The following is a 22,046-nucleotide window of genomic DNA, read 5'->3' on the forward strand; positions in this document are numbered from 1 at the left end:
CCGGGAGGCAGGCATGTCGTTGTTGGACGGGCTGAGCAAGGCGCTCGGCGACGGGTCGGTCGAGATCGTCGACCTCACCGCTCCCCTGAGCGCGACCACGCCGATCCTGCAGCTGCCGGAGCCGTTCGCCAACACCATCCCGTTCCGGCTGGAGGAGATCAGCCGCTACGACGAGCGCGGCCCGCGGTGGTACTGGAACGACATCCACACCGGCGAGCACACCGGCACCCACCTCGACGCCCCCGTCCACTGGGTGTCCGGAAAGGACGGTCACGACGTTTCGCAGGTGCCGCTCAGGACGCTGGTCGCGCCCGCGGTCGTGCTGGACTTCTCGGCGCAGGCTGCCGCGAACCCCGACTTCCTGCTCTCGATCGACGACGTCACCGCGTGGACGGCCGAGCACGGCGCGCTGCCCGACGGCGGTTGGCTGCTCTACCGGACCGGCTGGGACACCCGCGGCCACGACCAGGACGCCTTCCTCAACGCCGACGACACCGGCTCGCACTCCCCCGGCGTCTCGCCCGAGTGCGCGCGGTGGCTCGCGGAGGAAACCCCGATCACCGGGCTCGGCGTGGAAACCGTCGGCACCGACGCGGGCCAGGCACCCGGCCTCGAGCCGATGTTCCCGTGCCACGAACTGCTGCTGGGCGCCGGGAAGCACGGCCTGACGCAGCTGCAGAACCTGGCCGCGCTGCCGCCGACCGGCACGCTGCTCGTCGTCTCGCCGCTGCCGATCGTCGGCGGCTCCGGCAGCCCGGCCCGCGTGCTGGCCCTGGTGGAGCGGTGAACGTCGCCGAACTCGTCGGCCGCACGCTGGCCGGCCTCGGCGCCGGCGCCGCGTTCGGTGTGGTGGGCAGCGGAAACTTCGAGGTGACGAACGCGCTGCGCGCGGGCGGCGTCCGGTTCGTCGCCGCCCGCCACGAAGGCGGCGCGGCGAGCATGGCCGACGCGTACGCGCGGATGAGCGGCGAGGTCTCGGTGCTGTCGCTGCACCAAGGGTGCGGGCTGACCAACGCGATGACCGGCATCACCGAGGCGGCCAAGAGCCGGACCCCGATGATCGTGCTCACCGCCGACTCCGCGGGCGCGTCGGTGCTGTCGAACTTCCGCGTCGACCAGAACGCGCTGGCCACCGCGGTCGGCGCCGTGCCGGAACGGGTGCACTCGGCCGCGAGCGCGGTCGCCGACACCGTGCGGGCGTTCCGGACCGCGCGGCAGCAGCGCCGGACCGTCGTGCTGAACCTTCCCCTCGACGTCCAGGCCCAGCCCGCGCCGGACGCGGCGGGCACGCTGCCAGACGTCCCCGGCCCGGCACTCGTCCGGCCGGACGCGGCGGCGGTCGCGGCCTTCGCCGAGCTCCTCGACGCCGCCGAACGACCGGTGTTCATCGCCGGCCGCGGCGCGCGCGACAGCCGGGAACCGTTGCGGGAGCTGGCTTCCCGGTGCGGGGCGCTGCTGGCGACCTCGGCCGTCGCGCACGGGCTCTTCCACGACGACGAGTTCGCGCTCGGCATCTCCGGCGGTTTCGCCTCGCCCCTGGCCGCCGAGCTGATCGTCGGCGCGGACCTCGTCGTCGGCTGGGGCTGCGCGCTGAACATGTGGACCACCCGCCACGGGAAACTGCTCAGCCCGCACGCGAAACTCGTCCAGGTCGACCTCGACCAGGGCGCGCCGGGCGCGCACCGGCCGATCGACCTCGGCGTCACCGGCGATGTCGCGAGCACGGCTTCGGACGTCCTCGCGGCGGTGAAGGAGAAGCCGGGTTACCGCTCCGACGAGGTCGCGGCCCGCATCGCCACCGGTCGCTGGGCCGACGTCGAGCACGAAGACCTCTCCCGGGGCGGCCGGATCGACCCGCGGACGCTGAGCCGGCTCCTGGACGAGCTGCTGCCCGCCGAGCGGATCGTCTCGATCGACTCCGGCAACTTCATGGGGTACCCGAGCGCGTACCTGTCGGTGCCCGACGAACAGGGGTTCTGCTTCACGCAGGCGTTCCAGAGCATCGGGCTGGGCCTGGGCACCGCGATCGGCGCGGCACTCGCCCGCCCGGACCGGCTGCCGGTGCTCGGCACCGGTGACGGCGGGTTCCACATGGCACTGTCCGAACTGGACACCGCGGTCCGGCTCGGCCTGCCACTGGTGGTGATCGTCTACAACGACGCCGCGTACGGCGCGGAGGTCCACCACTTCGGCGACGCCGACATGACCACGGTCCGGTTCCCCGACTCCGACCTCGCCGCGATCGGCCGCGGCTTCGGCGCCGACGGCGTCACCGTGCGGTCGGCCGAGGACCTCTTCGCGGTGCGCGAGTGGCTCGCGGGACCGCGCGACGCACCGCTGGTCATCGACGCCAAGATCGCCGACGACGGCGGTTCGTGGTGGCTCGCGGAGGCGTTCAAGCACTGACCCGGCCTTGACAGCGGCCCGGGCGGCGCTGGATGCTGACCTAGTTGTCCTACAGTCGTAAGACAATAGGTAATCCGTTCTGGGGAGCCCTCATGCGCTTGGTCAAGACCGTCCTGGCCGTGCTCGCGGCCGCCACGCTGGTGGCCGCACCCGCCGACGCGGGGAAGCCACGACCGCCGTCCGATCCCGTCGGCGCGCTGCTCGCCGCCTTCGGCACCCACTCGATCGTCGCGAAGTCCAGCCCGGACCCCGGGCCGTTCGTCTTCGACCTCGTCCGCGACCCCCGCTTCCCGGGCCGGGTGAACGACGTCGTCGTGGAGTGCGGGAACGCCCGCCTCCAGCCGATGCTGGACACCTACATCGCGGGCGGTGACGTCCCGGACATCAGTCACGTCTGGCGGGACACGACCCAGCCGAGCTGCGGGTTCTCGCTGTTCTACGAACAGCTCTTCGCCCTGGTCAGGCAGGTCAACACGAAGCTGCCGGCCGAGCGGAAGATCCGCGTCCTGGCGGGCGACCCGCCCATCGACTGGAGCCGGGTCCACAGCGCGGCGGACATGGAGCCGTTCCACGACCGGGACGCGTCGATCACGTCGGTGGTGAAGACGCAGGTGCTGCAGAAGCACCGCAAGGCGCTCATGTTGTTCGGGCTGGGGCACCTGAAGCACGACGGCGGCAGCGGCGCGGTCGCCCAGCTGGAACGCGAGTACCCCGGCGCGGCGTACGTCGTGGCGGACCACTACGGGTTCAGTTCGGACAACGCCCGGCTGGAGCAGCGTCTGGGCGCGTGGCCGTCGCTGACGCCGATCGCGGGCTCGTGGTTGGGAGCGCTCGACACGACGTACTTCCCGACGAACCGCGAGTACCCGCCCGGCAGCAAGGGTTTCCCCGGTGTGGACGCGTACCTGTACGAAGGTCCGATCGACACCATGCTGCGCGAACCGCTGTCGGCCCGCACGCTCCTCGACACCGGCTACCTGAACGAGATGCGCCGGCGGGCGACCGCGATCGACGCGCCGCCGGACGGTCTCGAGTGGCCGGAGTTCTTCTTCGAGCGGGAGCGCACCTCCGGAGTCCTGCTGCGCGGCTAGCCGACCCGGTGCGACACCCAGACGTTCGGCTCGACGTAGACCGCGAAGTTGTGGACCGTCGACACGAACACGGGGGCCAGCGCACCCGGGACGAGGACCAGGCCGTCGTCGGCGAACGGCAGCCCGGTCCAGCGGCGCCAGTCCTCGAGAGGCGCCTGGACCGTTGCCGAGCAGGACGCCACGCCCTCGATCCGGCCGCCGGCTCGCACGTGGGTGCGCAGCCAGCGGTCGGCCGGCAACCCGTCCGCCCGCGTCTCGGCCGCGTAGTCCCGCATCGACGAAGACGGCACCGCGGCCTTGTCCGGCGGGCGGACCGGGATCACCAGCGAATCCATCCCGGCCGCCGCCGCGCGCATGCCTTCCAAGACCGTCCGGGAGTGGCCGCGGGCCTGGTGCTCCGGGTGCACCGCGATCTCCAGCGCGCACGCGGTGTCCGGGGTGACGTCGTCGAGCGCGTCCTCGGTGGCCCACACCGCCACTTCGTCCCAGCCGCGCGCGGGAAGCGTCCCACGGCCGCGGAACGGCACCATGACCCCGCGCGCCACCGGTCGGCCGTCTTCGAGGAGCGCGACGACCAGGTGCGGCCAGCGCCGCGCCACCCGGCGCCTGCGCACCAGCAGGCTCGTCAGGCTGCCCGCCATGAAAGCCGGCGAGCCGGGCGGGTAGGGGATCGCGTAGACGGCGTCGGCGAGGTCCGGCCGCTCGGCCAGCGTCACGAGCACGTCAGTTCCCCCGCGACCAGGATTCCAGCGCGATCAACGTCTTCGTGCCGGTGACCTGGTGCTGGCGGCGGATCTCGTCGATCGTCTTCTGCAGGTGGGCCATGTCCCGCACCCGCAGCCACACGAGCGCGTCCGGGTCGCCCGCGATCGTGAACACCGCCTGCGCCTCGGGCATCCGCGTGGTCGTGCGCAGGATCTCCGCGACCTTCGTGTTCCCGACGAACCGCAGCTCGGTGAACGCCTCGATCCCCCAGCCCAGCTTCGCGTGGTCGACCTGCACCGTGAACCCGGTGATCACGCCGGTCTCCCGCAGCCGGTCGATGCGGCGCTTGACCGCGGCCGTCGACAGCGTGACCCGGCCGGCGATGTCCGACAGCGTGCGGCGGGCGTCTTCGCGCAGCAGACCGAGGATTTCGTGGTCGGTCGCGTCGAGCAGGTCGTCGGTCATGCGTCCGAGCGTAAACGGACGCAAAAAACGGGACCACTCCATCACTGGATACGCTGAACTTTGCGTGTGACACCCTGATCCCGCCGTGGCTGTTGCGTGAGGGTGACCCGCGCCGCAGTGTGCTCCGAAGCACAACCGACGCGAAGGAGGCCCGCGCCGTGGAGACGTTCACGCTGGAGGACCGGTACCTGAAAGAAGCGGGGACCGTGCACCTGAGCGGGGTGCAGGCCCTGGTCCGGCTGCTGTTCGACCGCGTCCGCCACGACCGCGCCCGCGGCGGCGACCCCGCCGTGTTCGTCTCCGGCTACGAGGGCTCGCCGCTGGCCGGCTACGACCTCGAGCTCGGCCGCCGCGCGAAGCTGCTGGAGAAGCACGACGTCGTGCACCGCCCGGGCCTCAACGAGGAGCTGGCCGCGACCTCGGTCATGGGCAGCCAGCTCGTCGCCGGCGCCGGCGGCCGCCGCGGTGTCACCGGGTTCTGGTATGGAAAGGCCCCGGGCCTCGACCGGGCCACCGACGCCCTCCGCCACGCCAACCTGGCCGGCACCGACCCGCGCGGCGGCGCCGTCGCGCTCGTCGGCGACGACCCGAACGCGAAGTCCTCGACCGTCCCGTGCGCGTCCGAGCTGGCGCTCGCCGACCTGGCCATCCCGATCCTCTACCCGGCCGACTCCCAGGACGTCCTGGACCTCGGCATGCACGCGGTCGAGCTGTCGCGGTTCGCCGGCGTGTGGACGTCGCTGAAGGTCGTCGCCAACGTCGCCGACGCCTCCGGCACGGCCATCGTCGATCCGCAGTGGACCGCTCCGGAGCTCGAAAAGGGGTACCGGCACACGCCGACTTCGCGTCTGCTCGGCACCAGCCTCGCCGAACTGGAGCGCAGCCTCTTCACCGTCCGGCTGCCGCTCGTGCTCGACTACCTGCGCGCGGCCGGGATCAACCGGATCACCGCGCGCGGCCCGGCCGACCGGATCGGCATCGTCGCCGCCGGGAAGTCCTACCTGGACCTCCAGCAGGCGTTCCGGTCCCTGGGTCTCGACGCGGAAAGCCTGCGGCAGCACGGCATCCGCGTGCTCAAGCTCGGCGCGATCCACCCCCTCGAACCCGGGATCGTCCGCGAGTTCGCCGAGGGGCTCGACGAGATCGTCGTCGTCGAGGAGAAGCGGTCGTTCATCGAGACGGCGCTCAAAGAGGTCCTCTACGGCGTCCCCGGCGCGCCCGCGGTCACCGGCAAGAAGGACCGCGACGGCCGGACGCTGTTCACCGAGCTCGGCGAGCTGGACCCGGACGGCATCGCGGCCGGCCTGGCCCGGCGGCTGCCCGCAGGCATCCCGTCGGTCGACGAGTTCCGCGGCCGCCGTCGCCGCGAGCGCATCTCGGTGCCGCTGCTGGCGCGCACGCCGTACTTCTGCTCCGGCTGCCCGCACAACTCGTCGACGAAGGTCCCGGAAGGCACCCTGGTCGGCGGCGGCATCGGCTGCCACACCATGGCCCTGTTCATGGAGCCCGACCAGGTCGGCACCGTCCTCGGCGTGACGCAGATGGGCGGCGAGGGCACGCAGTGGATCGGCATGGCGCCGTTCGTGGAAGCCGAGCACTTCGTCCAGAACATCGGCGACGGCACGTTCACCCACTCCGGCAGCCTCGCCGTGCGCGCGGCCGTCGCGGCCGGCGTCAACATCACCTACAAGCTGCTCTACAACTCCGCGGTCGCGATGACCGGCGGCCAGGACGCCGTCGGCGGGCTGCCGGTGGAGAAGGTCGCCGAGCTGCTGCTGGTCGAAGGCGCGAAGAAGGTCGTGATCACCAGCGACGCGCCCGCGAAGCTGCGGCGCCGCAAGCTGCCCGCCGGCGTCGACGTCCGCGACCGCACCGAACTCCTGGCCACGCAAGAGGAACTGGCCGGGATCAAGGGCGTCACCGTGCTGATCCACGAGCAGGAGTGCGCGGCCGAGAAGCGGCGGAAGCGCCGCCGCGGCAAGCAGGCGACGCCGACGACCCGCGTGGTCATCAACGAGCGCGTCTGCGAGGGCTGCGGCGACTGCGGCACGAAGTCGAACTGCCTGTCGGTGCAGCCGGTCGCGACCGAGTTCGGCCGCAAGACCACGATCCACCAGTCGTCGTGCAACGTCGACTACTCGTGCCTGGCCGGGGACTGCCCGTCGTTCGTCACCGTCGTGCCGACCGGTCGCAAGCAGCGGCGCAAGCTCGGTGAGCTGGCCGCGGACGCCATCCCCGCTCCCCCGGCGTCCGCAACGGACTTCACCGTGCGGATCACCGGGATCGGCGGCACCGGCGTGGTCACCGTGACGCAGATCCTCGCCACCGCCGCGGTGCTCGACGGGCGGCACGTCCGCACGCTCGACCAGACCGGGCTGGCCCAGAAGGGCGGCGCGGTGGTGTCCGACCTGAAGGTGACGGCGGAGCCGGTCGAGCAGGCCCCGAAGCTGGCCGCCGGCGAGTGCGACCTCTACCTGGCCTGCGACGCGCTGGTCGGCGCGGACGCGGCGAACCTCGGCGTGGCCGACGCTTCCCGGACCACCGCGGTCGTGTCGACGACCGAGGTGCCGACCGGCCGGATGGTCGTCGACACGACGGTGTCCTTCCCGGACCCCGGCAGCGTCCTCGCGCCGCTGGAGGCCGCGGCCGCGCGCACGGTGTCCCTGGACGCGCGTGGCCTGGCCGAAGAGCTGTTCGACGACGACCAGTTCGCGAACGTGCTGCAGCTCGGCGCGGCCTTCCAGACCGGCGCGATCGGCTTGCCGGCCGCGGTGATCGAGCGCGCGATCGAGCTGAACGGCACCGCCGTGGCGGCGAACCTGCAGGCCTTCCGCCGCGGCCGCCAGCTCGTCGCCGATCCCTCCGCGCTCGCGAGCACGCCCGCTCCGGCGCGGCCGGTGACGCAGCCTTCCGTGCGGAAGCTGGTGCACGCGGAACCCGGGTCGGAGCTGGCGCGCCTGCTCGACGTCCGGATCCCGGATCTGGTGGCCTACCAGGACAAGCGGTACGCGCGGGCGTACGCGGAGTTCGTCGAGCGGGTGCGGGTGCTGGAGGACGGGCCGACGGAGATCACCGAGGCCGTCGCGAAGCACCTGTACAAGCTGATGGCGTACAAGGACGAGTACGAGGTCGCGCGGCTCTCGCTCGACCCGGCGTTCACCTCGGGCCTGGAAGAGCAGTTCGGCGAAGGCACGAAGTACGCCTACCGGCTGCACCCGCCGGTGCTGCGGGCGCTCGGGATGAAGCGCAAGATCAGCCTGGGCCGGTGGTTCCGCCCGGCGTTCCGGGTGCTGCACGCGTTGCGCCGGCTGCGCGGCACGCGGCTCGACCCGTTCGGCCGCGCCGAAGTGCGGCGGGTGGAGCGCGAGCTGATCGAGGACTACCGCGGCACGGTGCTCAAGGCCTTCTCGGCGGCCGACGTCGACCGCGCCCGGGTCCTCGCCCTGGCCGAGCTGCCCGACCTGGTCCGCGGCTACGAGGACGTCAAGCTCGCCAACGTGGCCCGGTACCGCGAGAAGCAGGCCGAGGTCCTCACGCCCGCAAGTAGCTGAGCATCGCCTGGGCACCGTCGGGGACGCGCAGCTTCGCGCTGACGTCCCCGGCGTGCCTTCGGGCGGCCGCGGTGCCGATGCCGAGCAGCCGCCCGATCGTCGGCACCGAGTGGCCTTCGGCCAGCAGCGCGACGACCTCGCGTTCACGCGCGGTGAGGGTGCCGACGGGGTCACCGGGCCGTGGCCGGGACAGCTGGACGGCGACGACGTCCCGATCCAGGACGGTCCCGCCGGCGGCGACGCGCTTGAGGGCGTCGAGGAACTCGTCGGGCTTGCCGACGCGCTCCTTGAGCAGGTAGCCCGCGCCGCTGCCCCCGGCGGCCAGGAGGTCGCCCGCGTAGCCGTCTTCGACGAACGCCGAGAGCGCGAGGATCGCCAGCCCCGGCATGAGCCGGCGCGCTTCGAGGGCGGCCCGCAGCCCTTCGTCGGTGAACGTCGGCGGCATCCGGACGTCGACGACGGCCAGGTCCGGCGCTTCGGCCGCGACGGCGGCCAGGAGGTCGCCGGGGTGGTCGACGGCCGCGGCGACGTCGAAGCCCTCGCTGCGCAGGAGCAGCACGAGCCCCTCCCGCAGCAGGGCGTCTTCTTCCGCGATGACAATGCGCACTGGTGCTGCCTCCTCGCCTCCACGTCCTCTCCCTGCCTGGATGCACGGATCGGGAGGCGGGTCCGGTTCAGCGGATGCCGGTGGTCCGGAACCGGGCGCGGTAGTCGCTGGGAGTTATGCCGAGGCCGCGGGCGAAGGCTCGTCGGAGCGTCTCGGCGGAGCCGAAGCCCGACCGCCGCGCCACGACGCGAATCCAGCTCAACCGACGCCAGTCGTCCGGAACCGGGCACGGTAATCGCTCGGCGTCACACCGAGCCCGCGCGCGAAAGCCCGCCGGAGCGTCTCGGCGGACCCGAAACCCGACCGCCGCGCCACGACGCGAATCCAGCTCAACCGACGCCAGTCGTCCGAAACCGGGCACGGTAATCGCTCGGCGTCACACCGAGCCCGCGCGCGAAAGCCCGCCGCAACGTCTCGGCGGACCCGAAACCCGACCGCCGCGCCACGACGCGAATCCAGCTCAACCGACGCCAGTCGTCCGAAACCGGGCACGGTAATCGCTCGGCGTCACACCGAGCCCGCGCGCGAAAGCCCGCCGCAACGTCTCGGCGGACCCGAAACCCGACCGCCGCGCCACGACGCGAATCCAGCTCAACCGACGCCAGTCGTCCGAAACCGGGCACGGTAATCGCTCGGCGTCACACCGAGCCCACGCGCGAAAGCCCGCCGGAGCGTCTCGGCGGACCCGAAGCCCGACCGCCGCGCCACGACGTCGAGGGGTTCGGTCGTCGTCTCCAGCTGCTGCTGGGCGAACTCCAGGCGCACCCGCTCGACGAACCGCGCCGGGGTGAGGCCGAGCTCCTCGCGGAACAGGCGCGTCAGGTGCCGCGTGCTGACCCCGGCGCGGGCGGCCAGGTCGTCGAGGGTGTGCGGCGCCGACGGGTCGGCCGCGACGGCGTCGAGCACGGCCCGCAGCGCCTCCGTGCGCGGGCGGCCCGTCTCCAGCCGGACGCTGAACTGCGACTGCCCGCCCGGGCGCTGCAGGAAGACGACCAGGTGCTTGGCCACCAGCCGGGCCACCTCGGCGCCGAGGTCCGCCTCGACCAGCGCGAGCGCCAGGTCGATGCCGGAGGTGACGCCGGCCGAGGTGATCACCGGGCCGTCCCGGACGAAGATCGCGTCGGCGTCCACCCGCACGAGCGGGAAGCGGCGGGCGAGCTGGTCGGTGAGGTCCCAGTGCGTGGTGGCGCGGCGGCCGTCGAGGACGCCGGCGGCGGCGAGGGCGAACGCGCCCGCGCACACCGACGCCGTCCGGTCCGCGCCGTCGGCCAGCCGGCGGATCTGCGCGACGAGCTCGGTGTCGGCGATCGTGCGGACCCACTCGGGCCCGCCGGGCACCAGCACGGTCGCGCCGCGCGGGTCCGCCGCGGCGAGGTCGAGGTCCGCGCCCAGGCGGGTCCCCGTGTTGGCGCGGACGTCGGCGCCGCCGGGCGAAGCCGTCTTCAGCTCGTAGCGCCCGCCGTGCTCGTTGGCCTCGGCGAAGACTTCCAGGGGCCCGGAGACGTCCAAGAGTCGGACGCCGTCGTAGAGCACGACCAGAACAGGACGGCGGCGCACGTCAGCTTTGGCCGGACCAGCCGCTCAGCCGGGTCAGCAGGCGCTCCAGCACCTCCGGGTCCGCCGCCACCGGGGCGCCGGAGACGGGCTCGTCGACCAGGGTCCGGCGGTCTTGCCGCCGCGGCAGGCGCACCTGCTTGGCGTTCATCCCGCCGGGCAGCTCGAGCTCGCACCAGGTGGTGCGGGCCCCGCCCACGCCGGGCGTGACGCCGACGCGCTCGCCGGGGCCGGCGACCTTCGGCTCGGGCAGCCCGGGCACGTCGTCGTCGACCTCGACGCACAGCACGTCGGCGCGCAGCCGCAGCCGCAACGTGACGAACGCGGGTGACCGCGGGTCGCCGGCGTCGATCACGGTCTCGACGAGCCGTCTCGCGGTCGCGGTCGCGTGCTCCAGCATCGGCAGCAGGGACCAGTCGGTGAGAATCAGGCGGACGAACAGTTCCGTGACCGGCAACGCGCTGGGTTGCGCGACCAGCCGGATATCGTCCATCTGGGAGGTGTGCGCGCTCAAACCTGACCTTCCTCGCCCAGGTCGACTGTCCGGGTCCCGGCATCTTGCCACCCGGCCTCCGGCGGGACGGTACCGGCCGGGGTCGGGTGGTGACGCTGGGGGTCCAGGAGGTCGTCGCCGAAGGCGGGGAATCGCGCGCCGAACGGTCGCACCGGCCCCCGCAGCGCCGGCCGCCGCCCCCCTCAGACGCGGGCCGGGAGCCAGAGGTCGTCGATGATCTTCTCCGCCGTGGCCAGGCTGGCGTCGGCCAGCGGGATGAGCTCCGCCATCGCCGGGTTGACGTGCGCCAGCGTCAGTTCCGCCGTGATGAACCGCGGCTGGAGGCCGGTCAGCGAAACGCCGTGCGGGAGCCACTGCTCGGCGTGGTCCCAGCCCTCGCGGGGCGTGCCCTCGCCGTAGCCGCCGCCGCGGGAGGCCAGCACGATGAACTCGCGGCCGCCGAGCAGGCCGGTCTGCGTCTCGTGGTCGACCGAAAGCCCGGGTGCGATGAGGTGGTCGACCCACGTCTTGACGCTGCTCGGCGCGCCGAAGTTGTAGAGCGGCAGGCCCAGCAGCACCGTGTCGGCCGCCTTGATCTCGTCGACCAGTTCGCGGGTCCGCGCCCACGCCGCCGCCTGCTCGGGCGTGTGCTGCTCCGGCGGCACCATGCCGGCCAGCCCGCTCGCCGCGTCGATGTGGGGCAGCGGGTGCGCGCCCAGGTCGCGGTAGGTGACCGTGCCGTCCGGGTGCGCGGCGCGCCACGCGGCCGCGGCCCGCGCGGTGAGCGCGCGGCTCACCGAACGCTCGCCCTGGATGCTCGAATCGATGTGGAGGAGGTGCGCCATGTCGTTAGCCGCCCATAGATCGTTGGTGTTGGACAAACCATTAATAGCACATCGACTGTTGAGGTGCCCATATACTGGGCTCATGTCCTCGCTGCCGGTCGTCAACCAGCCGCCGCACCGGTGTGGTGCGCTGCTCGGCCAGCTGACGCGCCGGCTGCAGACGCGCAGCGAGTCGGTGCTCACCCCGCTCGGACTGCGGCCGCGGCACCTGATCGCCCTGACGGTCCTGCGCGACCTGGGCGGCAGCTCCCAGCAGGACCTGGCGAAGACCCTGGAGATGGACGGCACGAACGTCGTCGGGCTGCTCAACGACCTCGAAGCCGAGAACCTGATCGAGCGCCGCCGCTCCCCCGTCGACCGGCGCCGGCACGTCGTCGAGCTGACCGACGTCGGCATCAAGCTGCTGGTGCGGGCGGAGTTCGCGCTCGCCGCGGTCGAGGACGAGGTGTTCAGCGGGCTCAGCGACGAGCAGCGCGAGACCCTCTACGAGCTGCTGCAGCAGGCGACGCACAAGACGAACATCGAAGCCTGCCGGGAGGCGTTGCCGCCGACCTGCTGAGCGTCAGCCGCCGGCGATGTCGCGGGCCAGCTGCCGCGCTTCGGGCAGCGTGAACTTCCCGGTGATCTGCGTTTCCCCGCCAGTGATGGCGGACTGCACGGCCGGCGCGGTCAGCACGCGGCTCCGCAGCACCACCGCGACCTGCTTGCCGACGTTCTGCCCGGTCCACTCGGCCCAGGTCCGGGCCCCCTTGGCGGTGAAGCTGAGGTTGATGACCGAACTGCCGGTCTGCGGATCGAGGGTGGCGTCGACGCGGCTCACGTCCGCACCGCTGAGGAAGCCGGGCCCGAGGATGTACTTCGTGCCTTGCGCGCGGTCACAGCTGACCAGCGGCAACGCGGGGTCGTCGCGGCCGCCGAGGGGATCCGGCTTGCCCTGGGCGCAGTCGAACGCCTGGGCCGCAGCCTGCTGCACGGCCGGGTCGGTGCTCTGCCGGTCGCCGGCCGAGCCGGTCGCCGGCCCCGGCGGCAGTTCGGCGAGGACGGGCCGGAACCGCAGCTGAGTGCCGTCCTTGACGATGAACCCGGTGGGCGCGGCGTGCCCCGCGACCTCGGCCTGGCACCCGGTGGCGAGCACGGCGACGGCCGCGAGCAGGAGGATCCGCACGCCGCCCATTCTGGCGTGCGGGGCTATCCGGCCGCCAGGATCGCTTCCAGTCCCGAGGCCTGGGTGCGCCAGTCCGTCACGTTCGGCGTCGTCCCGGTCCAGCGCTGGCCGATCCGGTTCAGCGCGTCGCGGTCGTTCGCCCAGAGCGCGTCCGCCTGCTTCTGCGTGAACGCTCGGTAGGTCGCCGACCCCGTCGCCGTCGCGAGGTCGCCGAAGTAGCGCAGGAAGATGCCCTTGAACTGCTTCTGGTTGTCGTCGCAGGAACCCGTGCCGGTGTCGCAGGACTCGACGAGCACGCCACCGGACGTCAATCGGGCCATCGCCGCGTCCGCCAGCCGCTTCGCTGTGTCCAAATAGGACTGGACACCGGTGGCCCGCCACAGTTCCAGCAGCCCGCCGATGCCGAGGCCCTGGTTGTACGTCCAGACGGTCTGGCCGTTGTTCGCGCACGACGACGTCAGGCCGTCGTTCACCAGACCCGAGGAGTTGATCAGCCCGCTGCCGACGTACCAGTCGCCCGCGGTGCGCGCCCGCCGGCCCCACACCGTGTCGCCGGCGAGCCGGTTGTGCAGGGACGCGGTCAGCCGCAGGTACAACCCCGCCGTGACGGCGTTCTTGTACGTGCGCTCGCGGTTCCACCAGACCCCGCCGCCGCAGCTTCCGGTGTCCCAGAACCCGTGGACGTAGTTCGCGATCGTCGTCGCCTCGGTCAGGTAGCGGGCGTCGTGCGTGCGGTCGTAGACGGCGACCCAGGCGAGACCCCACCACGCGCTGTCGTCGATGGCGCGGCTGACGAAGTCGCCGTCGATCGCATCGGAACTCCTTGCGCCGGCGGGGAAAGCGGCGCGGTTGACGTCGAACGTGCGGGCCAGCGCGGTGTCGAAGCCGCCCGCGTCGGCCACCGCCGTCACCGCGACCGCCGAGTTCCACCAGCTCGACGGCCACCACGCGGTGTACGGCTCGTAGGACCACATCAGGGCGTCGAGCGCGCCGGCCGCGCGGGTCGTCGCCGGGCGCGCCCACGCCGTGCAGCTGCCTTGGGCGTGCGTGGCTTCGCGGCCGCACGCGCGTACCGCGCCGCCGTGGAGCCGGCCGCGGGGATCGCGTGTCGCGAACGCCGTGGTGTGCGTGGAAGCCGCGCCCGCGGCGACACTCGTGCGGCCCAGCGACGAGCCGTCCGGCCAGCTCGCGCCGGCGTCCCACGAGCGGTCGAGCCAGATCTCGTCCCCCGCGCCACCGGCTTCGAGGCTGGCCCACGCCATGCCCCGGCCGTCGAAGTGGAGCCGGATCGTGCGGCCGAACAGCGTCGTCGGCGCCACCGGCTGGCTGTCACCGGCACCGGGCGCGGTGCGGTCGCACGCGGTGTCGCAGACGTCCGGGTAGATCCACGCCGTGCAGCCGACTCCTTGCGCGTCGCCGCACGCCCGGACCCAGCCGCGGCGGTGGTGCGCCGGATCGGTGAGGTTGTACATGAGCGTGCGGGTGCCGGTCCACGTACCGGGGACGCTCGCCTTGCCCAGCAAGCCTTCCCAGGTCGCGCCCGCGTCCCAGGAGCGGTCGAGCCAGACGGCGTCGCCGGCGACGCCGTTGTCGATGCTCGCCCACGCCATGCCGTCGGGGTCGGAGGCGTGCAGGCGCAGCACGCGGCCGTTGATCACCTTGTCGGGCAGCGGAAAGCTCTCCCGCGCGGCCCGCGACGGGTCGAGCGTGTCGCACGACGTCACGCACACCGCCGTCGCCGCCTCGGCGGGGATCGGGGTCAGGGAACCGAACACGAGCAGCAGCACGAGCAATGTCCGCATCGACATCCCTCTCCACGCACCGGGGTTCGCTCCAGCATAGGAAGCCGGGAGCCGGTTGGTGAAGGTTTCCGCCCGGTTCTGGCTCGTTCCGGACAACGGTTCGCCACGGGAAAATGAGTGGTGCGCTCCCGCCGGACGGAGTTTGCTGGCCGCCGTGGCCGAACTCCGGGGGAACTGCGAGAACCGCTTCAGCAAGGTGCGTGAGGTCCTGGCGGCCTCACTCGACGCCGACGACGTCGGCGCGTCGGTGGCCGTCTTCGTGGACGGCGAGCCGGTGGTCGACCTGTGGGGCGGGTACGTCGACCCCGCCCGCACGGTGGCGTGGGACCGCGACACCATCACCACCGTCTGGTCCACCACCAAGACGATGACGGCGCTGTGCGCGCTGGTCCTCGCCGACCGCGGTGAGCTGGACCTCGACGCACCGGTCGCCGCGTACTGGCCCGAATTCGCCGTGGCGGGCAAGGAAACCACGCTCGTCCGGCACCTGCTCGGGCACACCGCGGGGCTGCCGGACTTCGCCGGCCCGATCACGGTCGAGGACCTCTTCGACTGGCCGGCCGTGACCGCACGGCTGGCCGCGCAAGCGCCCGCGTGGGAGCCCGGGACGGCGGGCGGGTACCACTCGGTCACCTTCGGGTTCCTGGTCGGCGAAGTCGTCCGCCGCGTCACCGGGCGCAGCCTCGGCACGTTCTTCGCCGAGGAGGTGGCCGGGCCGCTGGGCGCCGACTTCCACATCGGGCTGGCCGCCGAGCACGACCACCGCGTCGCGCCGCTGATCCCCGACCCCCGGGGCGACAAGCCGCCGGGCTTCCTGGTGGGGGTTTCGGACTCGTACTCCGAAGCCTGGCGGCGCGCGGAACTGCCGGCCGTCAACGGGTTCGGCAACGCCCGCTCGGTCGCCGCGGTGCAGTCGGTCCTCGCGGGCCGCGGCGGGTTGTTGTCGGCGGCCGGGGCCGAGCGGGTCTTCGAAGAGCAGTTCCACGGCGAGGACCGCGTGCTCGGCGCGCGGATGCGCTACGGCCTGGGCTACCGGCTCGAGGGCCGGACGTGTTCGTGGGGCGGGTGGGGTGGCTCGGTGGTCCTCGTCGACGCCGAAAACCGCATGGTGGTGGCGTACGTGATGAACCAGGTCCTCTGGGACGGCGGCTACGACCGGGGGCTCGGCGTGGTCATGGCCGCCTACGACGGGATCACGGGTTAGGCGGGGGGAACAGGCGCGGCAGGAAGGCGAGCATCAGCGCCGACCACACCACGTGCGTCAGCAGCGGCGCCTGCACCCCGCCCGACCGGCCGCGCTGCAGGGTGAACAACGTTCCCATCACCGCCGAAGCCAGGACCAGCGCGGGGTTGCGCGTCGCCGTCGTCGACAGGACGTACAGCGCCGTCGCCTTCCCGGGCCCGAACGCGTCGTGCAGCGCGCCGCGGAAGAAGACCTCCTCCGCCGCCCCGGTCACCAGCGCGGTCGCCGCCACCGACGGCGTCGATCCGCGGTGGGCGTGGTCGAGCACACCCGCGATCGCGCGGCGCAGTGGCGGGATGCGGCGGGACACCAGCGCGCAGCCGTAGAAGACGCCGAACGCACCCGCCCCCGCCAGCACCGGCTGGACGACGTCCCGGCGGCCGCGGGGCACCCGCCCGGCGCCGGCGAACCAGGTCGCCGCGACCGACGCCGTGAGGACGTGGAACCGCCGCGAACCCGGCCGGCTGGCCAGGGACGCGCCCAGCAGCCCGGACCCCGTGGCCAGCACCCCGGCGAGACGCCCTTTTCTCACGCGGGCCGCCGGCTCTTCGCCCGCTCGCCGAGGGCCTGCAGCACGGCTTCGTCGTAGCCCATCGGCTCGAACTCGACGATCCGGCGAATGGCGTCGTCGCGGACGACCACCTCGTTCGTCATCGAGTCGATCAGCGCCCGGCCGGTCGTCACGTCGATGTCGGTGACCAGGGAAAGCCAGTACGAGGACAGTCGCGGCGAGAGCAGCGGCACCGGCACGATCACCAGCGGCCGCCCCTCGATCGCCGCGACCCGCTGCAGCATGTCGCGGTAGGCCAGGACTTCGGGGCCGCCGATCTCGAACGTCCGGCCCTCGGCCTCGGGGTGGTCGAGCACGCCGGCCAGGTAACGGACGACGTCGGCGATCGCGATCGGCTGGGTGCGCGTGCCGACCCAGCGCGGCGTGACCATCGCGGGCAGGTGCTCGACGAGCTGGCGGGTCAGCTCCCACGACGTCCCGCCGTGCCCGATGACGATCCCGGCGCGCAGCACGGTCACCGGCACCCCGGTCTCCCCCAGCAGCCGCTCGACCTCGCGGCGGCTGGCCAGGTGCTCCGAGAGCGCGTCGTCGTCGTCGCCGAGGCCGCCGAGGTAGACGATCCGGCCCACCCCCGCGTCCGCCGCCGCGCGGGCGAACGCGCGGGCGGCGTCGGCGTCCCGGCGCTTGAAGTCGCTGCTGTCGAGCGAGTGCACGAGGTAGTAGGCGGCTTCGGCACCCTTGAGCGCGTCACGCAGGGACCCGACGTCGGCGACGTCGCCGCGCACCGGCTCCCCGGCGCCGCGGTACTTCGCGGGGTGACGGGTCATCGCGAGGACGTCATGGCCCGCGTCTTCCAGCGCCGGGCACAACCGGCTGCCGACGAACCCCGAAGCCCCGGCCACCAGCACACGCATACCCGTGACGCTAGCCGGGACCGCTCCGGCCCGCAGATCATCCGCGGCGCGTCCGCCCGGCGAAGCAGACGGCGGCGACCACGCCCGCGCAGCCGACCAGCTGCACCACGCTCGGCGTCTCCCCCAGCAGGCCGATGCCCAGCAGCACCGCGCCGACCGGCTGCAGCAGCATGAGCGTCGAGCCGGTCGTGGCGCTCATCCGGGGCAGCGCGGCGGAGATGAGGATCCACCCGATCAGCTGGCCGACGACGGCGAGCACGACCAGCCAGCCGAACGTCGCCGCGCCCGGGCTCAGGTCGAGCGTGCCGCTCGGGACGCCGAGCACGACCGCGACGGCCCCGGCGGAGAGCGTCGCCAGCACCAGGGACTGCGCTTGCCCACCCTGGCCGCCGCTGAGCCGGATCAGGAAGAGGTAGACGGCGTACCCGGCGCCGGCGAGCATCGCGAACACGGCGCCGGTGACCGGGTCCGGGCCGAACGAGCCGCTCCCGGCGAACCCGCCGGCCAGCACTACGCCGCCGAGCAGCACGGGCACGGCGAAGAGGAACTGCTTCGCCGGCCGTTCCCGCAGGAACGCGAACGCCAGCAGCGGCACGATGATCACCTGGACGGCGAGCAGCACGGTCGCGATGCCGGCGCCGACCCGCGGGATCGCCTCGCCCCACAGCACGAAGTCCAGGCCGAGCCCGACGCCGGCCAGCAGCGGGAGGAGCACGCGGGGCGCCGGGCCCGTCCTGCGCCGTTCCCGCGCGGCGAGCGCGAGCAGCACCGGCAGCGCCAGCAGGCAGCGCCAGAACGCGCTGGTGCTGCCGCTGGCGTGCGAGACCTTGATGAAGACCGACGACAGCGAGATGCAGAAGCTGCCGAGCGCGGCGAGGAGGCGCGGGTCGAAGCGCTCGGTGAACGGCGTGGGGGTGGTCTTCGCGGGGCGCGGGGCGGTCGTGGTCACGGTTCCAGCGTGCGGGTCACGACTGTCAAGGACAAGCGAATGTTCGTGCGGGGAATTCGGTAGGATCACTACCGTGTTCGGACTCGAGCGGATGCGCGCGCTGCACGCCGTCGCCACCCAGGGCTCGGTCGCCGCGGCGGCCGCGTCCCTGCACGTCACGCCGTCGGGGGTGTCGCAGCAGCTGGCGAAGCTGGAACGGGAAGCGGGGCAGCCGCTGCTGGAGCCGCGCGGCCGCGGCGTGCGGCTGACGAAGGCGGGCCAGGTGCTGGCCGCGCACGCCGAACGGATCCTGGCGCAGGTAGCCGAGGCGAAGTCGGATCTGGAGCTGCTGCGCGAGGACGTCATCGGGCCGCTGCGGGTCGGCGCGATCCCGACGACGGTGCACGCGCTGCTCCCGCCCGCGCTGGCGACGCTCGCGGCGCAGCACCCGCGGCTGGCGGTGACACTGCACGAGGGCGAGGCCGAGCAGACGATGCCCCGCGTGCTGGCCGGCGACCTCGACGTCGCGGTGCTGGAGAGCTGGGAGGACCGCCCGACGGTGCTCCCACCGGCGACGACGCGGATCGCGCTGTTCTCCGACGTCGCGGACCTCGCCCTACCGGCCGGCCACCGGCTGGCGCACCGCAAGACGGTGGATCTGTCCGAAGTGGACGACCTGCCGTGGATCGGCTGGAGCCTGGGGTCCGGCTGCTACGACTGGCTGGTGCAGGTGCTGCGCAAGCAACGGCTGGAGCCGCGGATCAGCTGCACGGTCGGCGGTTACCCGACGCAGCTGGCCCTGGTGGCGGGCAACGTCGGCGCGGCGCTGGTCCCGCGTCTCGCCCGCGAGCAGTCGCCGGAAGGGGTCCGCATCCTGGCGACCCGCCCGGCGCTGACGCGCACGATCTACGCGATCTGCCGGGCGGGCGAAGAGGACCGCGGCGCGGTGCGCGCGTGCCTGGACGCGCTCAAAGCGGCTTCCGCGCGCTTCGAGAACGTGGGCCGGCCGGTCGGCTGAGCCGGTCCACCATCTCCGTGACCAGCTCGCCCGGCCGCCGGTGGTGGACCAGGCAGATGTCCCGCGCCGGCCGCGCGTCGGTGACGTCGCGAACCTCGACCCGTGTCGTTCCCGCCCGCTCGAGCACGCTCTCCGGCACGAACGCGACCCCCAGGCCGGCCTCGACCAGCGCCAGGATCACCTGGTAGTCCCGGGTTTCGTAGGTCACGCCGAGCGTGACGCCGGCCGCGTCGGCGAGCTGGTCGAGGCAGGCCCGGTTGGGCACGCCGGGGCTGCCCGAAATCCAGTCTTCGCCGGTCAGCGACCCCAGCGTGAGCCGGCGGACACGGGCCTTCGGGTGGTCCGGGGGCAGGATCAGCCGGAACCGTTCCGCCCGCAGCAGCGACCGGGTCAGCCCGCGCGCCCCGGGCAGTGGCGCGCCCGGGTAGCGGTGGGTGATCAGCAGGTCCAGCTCGCGGGAGCGGACCAGGTCGTAGCCGTCGGGCGGCTCGAGGTCCAGCAGCCGCAGCGCGACGGCCGGGTGCGCCCGGCGGAACTCCGCGAGCACCGAAGGAACGAGCGCGGTGCCGGCGCTCGCGAACGTGCCGACCGCGAGCCGCGCCGGCTCCGCGCGGAGCACGGCTTCCGCGCCGCGCAGCTCCCCGGCGATCGTCTCGGCGTGGACCAGCAGCGCTTCCCCCACCGGCGTGAGCGTGACGCCGCGCGCGTGGCGGTGCAGCACGGACGCGCCGACGTCCCGTTCGAGCTTCGCCAGCTGCTGCGAGACGGCGGACGGCGTGAAGGACAGCTTCTGGGCCGCCGCGGCGATCGAGCCCGCACGGGCGACTTCGGCGAGCAGGGCGAGGCGGCGGGCATCGAGCACGGGGACCTCCAGCCATAAGCGTCGCTAACGCCAGCCTAGAAGACCTCGCTGGTGCTTACGACCGTCCACGCGCATGCTGGGGACGTGATCAGCACTTCGGATGTCGAGCAGGCCGCCGCGCGGATCGAGGGCCGGGTCCGCCGGACGCCGGTGTTCGCCTGCGACGACGTGTGGTTCAAGCTCGAGCAGCTGCAGCACACCGGCTCGTTCAAGGCGCGGGGCGCGTTCAACCGGATCATCGCCGCCGGTTCGCTTTCGGCGGCCGGCGTGGTGGCCGCGTCGGGCGGCAACGCCGGGCTCGCCGTCGCGTACGCGGCCCGTGAGTTCGGCGTGACCGCGCGGGTCTACGTCCCGGCGAACGCGCCGGCGGTCAAGGTGGCGAAGCTGCGGCAGCTGGGGGCGGCGGTCGAGCTGGTCGGCGAGAAGTACGCGGACGCCTACGACGCGGCGGTGAAGGACGCGGCGGACCGCGGCGCGCTCTTCTGCCACGCCTACGACCAGCCGGAGATCTGCGCCGGCCAGGGCACGGCCGGCCTCGAGCTGCTGGAGCAGACGGGCGGCGTCGACACGATCCTGGTCGCGGTCGGCGGCGGCGGGCTGCTGGCCGGCGTCGCGGCCGCGGTCGAAGGCCGGGCAAGGGTCATCGGCGTCGAACCGCGCACGGCGCCGACGTTGCACGCGGCCCTGGCGGCGGGCGAGCCGGTCGCGGTCGAGGTGTCCGGTGTCGCCGCGGACTCCCTGGGCGCTTCCCGGCTCGGCGACATCGGGTTCGCGGTCGCCACCCGCACCGGGGTGTCCTCGGTGCTGGTGGACGACTCGGCGATCCTCGACGCGCGAGCGGCGCTCTGGGACCGCTACCGCCTGGCGGTCGAGCCGGGCGGGGCGACGGCGTTCGCGGCGCTGCTGGCCGGTGCCTACCGGCCGTCACCGGGTGAGCGCGTCGCGGTGCTGCTGTGCGGCGCGAACACCGACCCGGCGACGCTCACTTCCCCGACAACCGCGCCACCAGCGGCGCGAACTCCTCGATGAAGGCGCTGTTGACGCTGACGTAGGAGACGCCGAGTTCCTCGCGCCGCCGTTCGAGCTCGGCGGCCATGTCGTCGACGCTGCCGCGGAGCATGGTGAGCGAGTCGTGTTCGATGAGCGTCTCGGCGTCGACGCCGATGAAGCCCCGGATCCACGGCGGCACCTGCTCCCCGACGACGAAGATGTTGAGCGCGAGTTCGACGTCCCGCTCCCCGGCGGCGGCCCGGATCTCCCCGACGTACCCGGCCATCTCCTCGCGGGTGGTCAGCACGCCCCCGGCGAGGGTGACGATGTCGGCTTTCGCGCCGGCGAGCCGCCGCGCCTTGGGCCCACCGGCGGCGATCATGACGGGAGTGTGGACGTCGCCGTCGAGCCGCCGGACGTGGTCGATGGTCTCGGAGATCGAGTCCAGCCGGTCCTGGCCCGAGCCGTAGGGCAGGCCGAGCTCTTCGGCCTGCTGGCGCATGGTGGGCAGCCCGGTGCCGAGCCCGAGTTCGAACCGCCCACCGGTGACGACGCTCAGGCTGTGCGACTCCCAGGCGGCGGCCCGGGCGGTCCGCAGCGGGCTGGCGAGGACGAAGGACCCGACCCGCAGTTCGCTGGTGACGGCCGCGGCGGCCGCGAGCGCGGCGGTGGGCGTCGGGAGGTTGAGGTTGTCGGGGCAGAGGAGGGTGGAGTAGCCGAGTTCCTCGGCTCGCCGGGCGGTTCGGAGCCACTTCGCGCCACCCTCGGTCGCACCCGCGACCACGCCGAACCGGAACGGCTTCTTGTCCATCGGACCCACTCCCCAGGTTGGTTTGGTGGCTTCGATCAAACCACCGGGGTGTCTCGCGGTGCCACCACGAGACGCCCCGGACGGG

General features: G+C 73.2%; 21 protein-coding genes. 8 read left to right on the forward strand and 13 right to left on the reverse strand.

Annotated elements, in window-relative coordinates:
* The first annotated feature begins 13 nt into the window (after positions 1-13).
* From BLV96_RS11395 to BLV96_RS11405, 3 genes are all read left to right on the forward strand, one after another.
* A complete protein-coding gene (locus tag BLV96_RS11395) occupies positions 14-787 on the forward strand; it encodes a cyclase family protein (RefSeq protein WP_086684680.1) in 774 nt (257 codons plus the stop codon).
* On the forward strand, positions 784-2,406 hold the full coding sequence (locus BLV96_RS11400) for a thiamine pyrophosphate-binding protein (protein WP_091389036.1): 1,623 nt from the start codon (positions 784-786) through the stop codon (positions 2,404-2,406). The genes BLV96_RS11395 and BLV96_RS11400 overlap by 4 nt, the downstream gene beginning before the upstream one ends.
* 92 nt (positions 2,407-2,498) lie before the next feature.
* A complete protein-coding gene (locus BLV96_RS11405; RefSeq protein WP_086682801.1) occupies positions 2,499-3,497 on the forward strand; it encodes a hypothetical protein in 999 nt (332 codons plus the stop codon).
* Here BLV96_RS11405 and BLV96_RS11410 read toward each other — a convergent pair.
* Positions 3,494-4,219, reverse strand: a complete 726-nt coding sequence (locus BLV96_RS11410) for a hypothetical protein (RefSeq protein WP_086682803.1) — start codon at positions 4,217-4,219, stop codon at positions 3,494-3,496. The genes BLV96_RS11405 and BLV96_RS11410 overlap by 4 nt on opposite strands.
* Before the next feature lies 1 nt (position 4,220).
* The gene (locus tag BLV96_RS11415; RefSeq protein ID WP_086682806.1) at positions 4,221-4,667 is read right to left on the reverse strand and encodes an Lrp/AsnC family transcriptional regulator; all 447 of its coding nucleotides are present in this window, start codon (positions 4,665-4,667) and stop codon (positions 4,221-4,223) included.
* A gap of 158 nt (positions 4,668-4,825) precedes the next feature.
* On the opposite strand from BLV96_RS11415, the gene BLV96_RS11420 reads away from it, so the two are divergent.
* Positions 4,826-8,218, forward strand: coding sequence for an indolepyruvate ferredoxin oxidoreductase family protein (locus BLV96_RS11420; protein ID WP_244180170.1), 3,393 nt, complete (start codon positions 4,826-4,828; stop codon positions 8,216-8,218).
* Here BLV96_RS11420 and BLV96_RS11425 read toward each other — a convergent pair.
* From BLV96_RS11425 to BLV96_RS11440, 4 genes are all read right to left on the reverse strand, one after another.
* Positions 8,199-8,825 (reverse strand): response regulator transcription factor, encoded by a 627-nt coding sequence (locus tag BLV96_RS11425; RefSeq protein ID WP_086682812.1) that lies wholly within the window; start codon positions 8,823-8,825, stop codon positions 8,199-8,201. The two genes, BLV96_RS11420 and BLV96_RS11425, sit on opposite strands and share 20 nt — an antisense overlap.
* A 591-nt stretch (positions 8,826-9,416) precedes the next feature.
* A complete protein-coding gene (locus BLV96_RS11430) occupies positions 9,417-10,382 on the reverse strand; it encodes a GlxA family transcriptional regulator (protein WP_208608202.1) in 966 nt (321 codons plus the stop codon).
* A 1-nt stretch (position 10,383) separates the two neighbouring features.
* Positions 10,384-10,893: an ATP-binding protein gene (locus BLV96_RS11435; RefSeq protein WP_086683972.1), complete on the reverse strand. Its 510-nt coding sequence runs from the start codon at positions 10,891-10,893 to the stop codon at positions 10,384-10,386.
* Positions 10,894-11,075: 182 nt separating this feature from the next.
* Entirely contained in the window at positions 11,076-11,717 is a 642-nt protein-coding gene (locus BLV96_RS11440; RefSeq protein WP_086683967.1) for an FMN-dependent NADH-azoreductase, read from the reverse strand.
* A gap of 82 nt (positions 11,718-11,799) precedes the next feature.
* On the opposite strand from BLV96_RS11440, the gene BLV96_RS11445 reads away from it, so the two are divergent.
* Positions 11,800-12,276: a MarR family winged helix-turn-helix transcriptional regulator gene (locus BLV96_RS11445; RefSeq protein WP_086683964.1), complete on the forward strand. Its 477-nt coding sequence runs from the start codon at positions 11,800-11,802 to the stop codon at positions 12,274-12,276.
* Positions 12,277-12,279: 3 nt separating this feature from the next.
* Here BLV96_RS11445 and BLV96_RS11450 read toward each other — a convergent pair whose 3' ends face one another.
* Both BLV96_RS11450 and BLV96_RS11455 read right to left on the reverse strand, forming a co-directional pair.
* Positions 12,280-12,891, reverse strand: coding sequence for a SecDF P1 head subdomain-containing protein (locus BLV96_RS11450; protein ID WP_249026747.1), 612 nt, complete (start codon positions 12,889-12,891; stop codon positions 12,280-12,282).
* 14 nt (positions 12,892-12,905) lie between these two features.
* Complete coding sequence (locus BLV96_RS11455) at positions 12,906-14,684, reverse strand: glycoside hydrolase family 76 protein (protein WP_086683978.1); 1,779 nt, start codon at positions 14,682-14,684, stop codon at positions 12,906-12,908.
* 154 nt (positions 14,685-14,838) lie between these two features.
* On the opposite strand from BLV96_RS11455, the gene BLV96_RS11460 reads away from it, so the two are divergent.
* Positions 14,839-15,888, forward strand: coding sequence for a serine hydrolase domain-containing protein (locus BLV96_RS11460; protein ID WP_086683975.1), 1,050 nt, complete (start codon positions 14,839-14,841; stop codon positions 15,886-15,888).
* Here BLV96_RS11460 and BLV96_RS11465 read toward each other — a convergent pair.
* The 3 genes from BLV96_RS11465 to BLV96_RS11475 are packed head-to-tail and all read right to left on the reverse strand — an operon-like array spanning position 15,878 to position 18,301.
* Complete coding sequence (locus BLV96_RS11465; protein WP_208608204.1) at positions 15,878-16,459, reverse strand: CPBP family intramembrane glutamic endopeptidase; 582 nt, start codon at positions 16,457-16,459, stop codon at positions 15,878-15,880. The two genes, BLV96_RS11460 and BLV96_RS11465, sit on opposite strands and share 11 nt — an antisense overlap.
* The gene (locus BLV96_RS11470) at positions 16,456-17,352 is read right to left on the reverse strand and encodes an NAD(P)H-binding protein (RefSeq protein WP_086683958.1); all 897 of its coding nucleotides are present in this window, start codon (positions 17,350-17,352) and stop codon (positions 16,456-16,458) included. Before BLV96_RS11470 ends, BLV96_RS11465 begins: the two co-directional genes overlap by 4 nt.
* Before the next feature lie 37 nt (positions 17,353-17,389).
* Positions 17,390-18,301: a DMT family transporter gene (locus BLV96_RS11475; RefSeq protein ID WP_086683955.1), complete on the reverse strand. Its 912-nt coding sequence runs from the start codon at positions 18,299-18,301 to the stop codon at positions 17,390-17,392.
* Between the two features lie 73 nt (positions 18,302-18,374).
* On the opposite strand from BLV96_RS11475, the gene BLV96_RS11480 reads away from it, so the two are divergent.
* A complete protein-coding gene (locus tag BLV96_RS11480) occupies positions 18,375-19,298 on the forward strand; it encodes a LysR family transcriptional regulator (protein ID WP_091389039.1) in 924 nt (307 codons plus the stop codon).
* Here BLV96_RS11480 and BLV96_RS11485 read toward each other — a convergent pair.
* A complete protein-coding gene (locus tag BLV96_RS11485) occupies positions 19,249-20,160 on the reverse strand; it encodes a LysR family transcriptional regulator (protein WP_086683949.1) in 912 nt (303 codons plus the stop codon). The genes BLV96_RS11480 and BLV96_RS11485 overlap by 50 nt on opposite strands.
* Before the next feature lie 84 nt (positions 20,161-20,244).
* On the opposite strand from BLV96_RS11485, the gene BLV96_RS11490 reads away from it, so the two are divergent.
* Positions 20,245-21,189 carry a threonine/serine dehydratase gene (locus BLV96_RS11490; RefSeq protein ID WP_086683946.1) on the forward strand — a complete coding sequence of 315 codons (945 nt, stop codon included), beginning with the start codon at positions 20,245-20,247 and terminating at the stop codon, positions 21,187-21,189.
* On the opposite strand, the gene BLV96_RS11495 is transcribed toward BLV96_RS11490, so the two are convergent.
* Positions 21,143-21,961, reverse strand: coding sequence for an LLM class flavin-dependent oxidoreductase (locus BLV96_RS11495; RefSeq protein ID WP_086683944.1), 819 nt, complete (start codon positions 21,959-21,961; stop codon positions 21,143-21,145). The genes BLV96_RS11490 and BLV96_RS11495 overlap by 47 nt on opposite strands.
* Between the last annotated feature and the right edge of the window lie 85 nt (positions 21,962-22,046).

It is taken from the genome of Amycolatopsis pretoriensis (genome assembly GCF_900107925.1).
Classification (GTDB): domain Bacteria; phylum Actinomycetota; class Actinomycetes; order Mycobacteriales; family Pseudonocardiaceae; genus Amycolatopsis; species Amycolatopsis pretoriensis.

Excerpts from the sequence above, each read along its gene's own strand:
- BLV96_RS11395 (WP_086684680.1), top strand. The coding sequence starts at position 14 with ATGTCGTTGTTGGACGGGCTGAGCAAGGCGCTCGGCGACGGGTCGGTC.
- BLV96_RS11405 (WP_086682801.1), top strand. The coding sequence starts at position 2,499 with ATGCGCTTGGTCAAGACCGTCCTGGCCGTGCTCGCGGCCGCCACGCTG.
- BLV96_RS11415 (WP_086682806.1), bottom strand. The coding sequence starts at position 4,667 with ATGACCGACGACCTGCTCGACGCGACCGACCACGAAATCCTCGGTCTG.
- BLV96_RS11440 (WP_086683967.1), bottom strand. The coding sequence starts at position 11,717 with ATGGCGCACCTCCTCCACATCGATTCGAGCATCCAGGGCGAGCGTTCG.
- BLV96_RS11445 (WP_086683964.1), top strand. The coding sequence starts at position 11,800 with ATGTCCTCGCTGCCGGTCGTCAACCAGCCGCCGCACCGGTGTGGTGCG.
- BLV96_RS11450 (WP_249026747.1), bottom strand. The coding sequence starts at position 12,891 with ATGGGCGGCGTGCGGATCCTCCTGCTCGCGGCCGTCGCCGTGCTCGCC.
- BLV96_RS11455 (WP_086683978.1), bottom strand. The coding sequence starts at position 14,684 with ATGCGGACATTGCTCGTGCTGCTGCTCGTGTTCGGTTCCCTGACCCCG.
- BLV96_RS11470 (WP_086683958.1), bottom strand. The coding sequence starts at position 17,352 with ATGCGTGTGCTGGTGGCCGGGGCTTCGGGGTTCGTCGGCAGCCGGTTG.
- BLV96_RS11495 (WP_086683944.1), bottom strand. The coding sequence starts at position 21,961 with ATGGACAAGAAGCCGTTCCGGTTCGGCGTGGTCGCGGGTGCGACCGAG.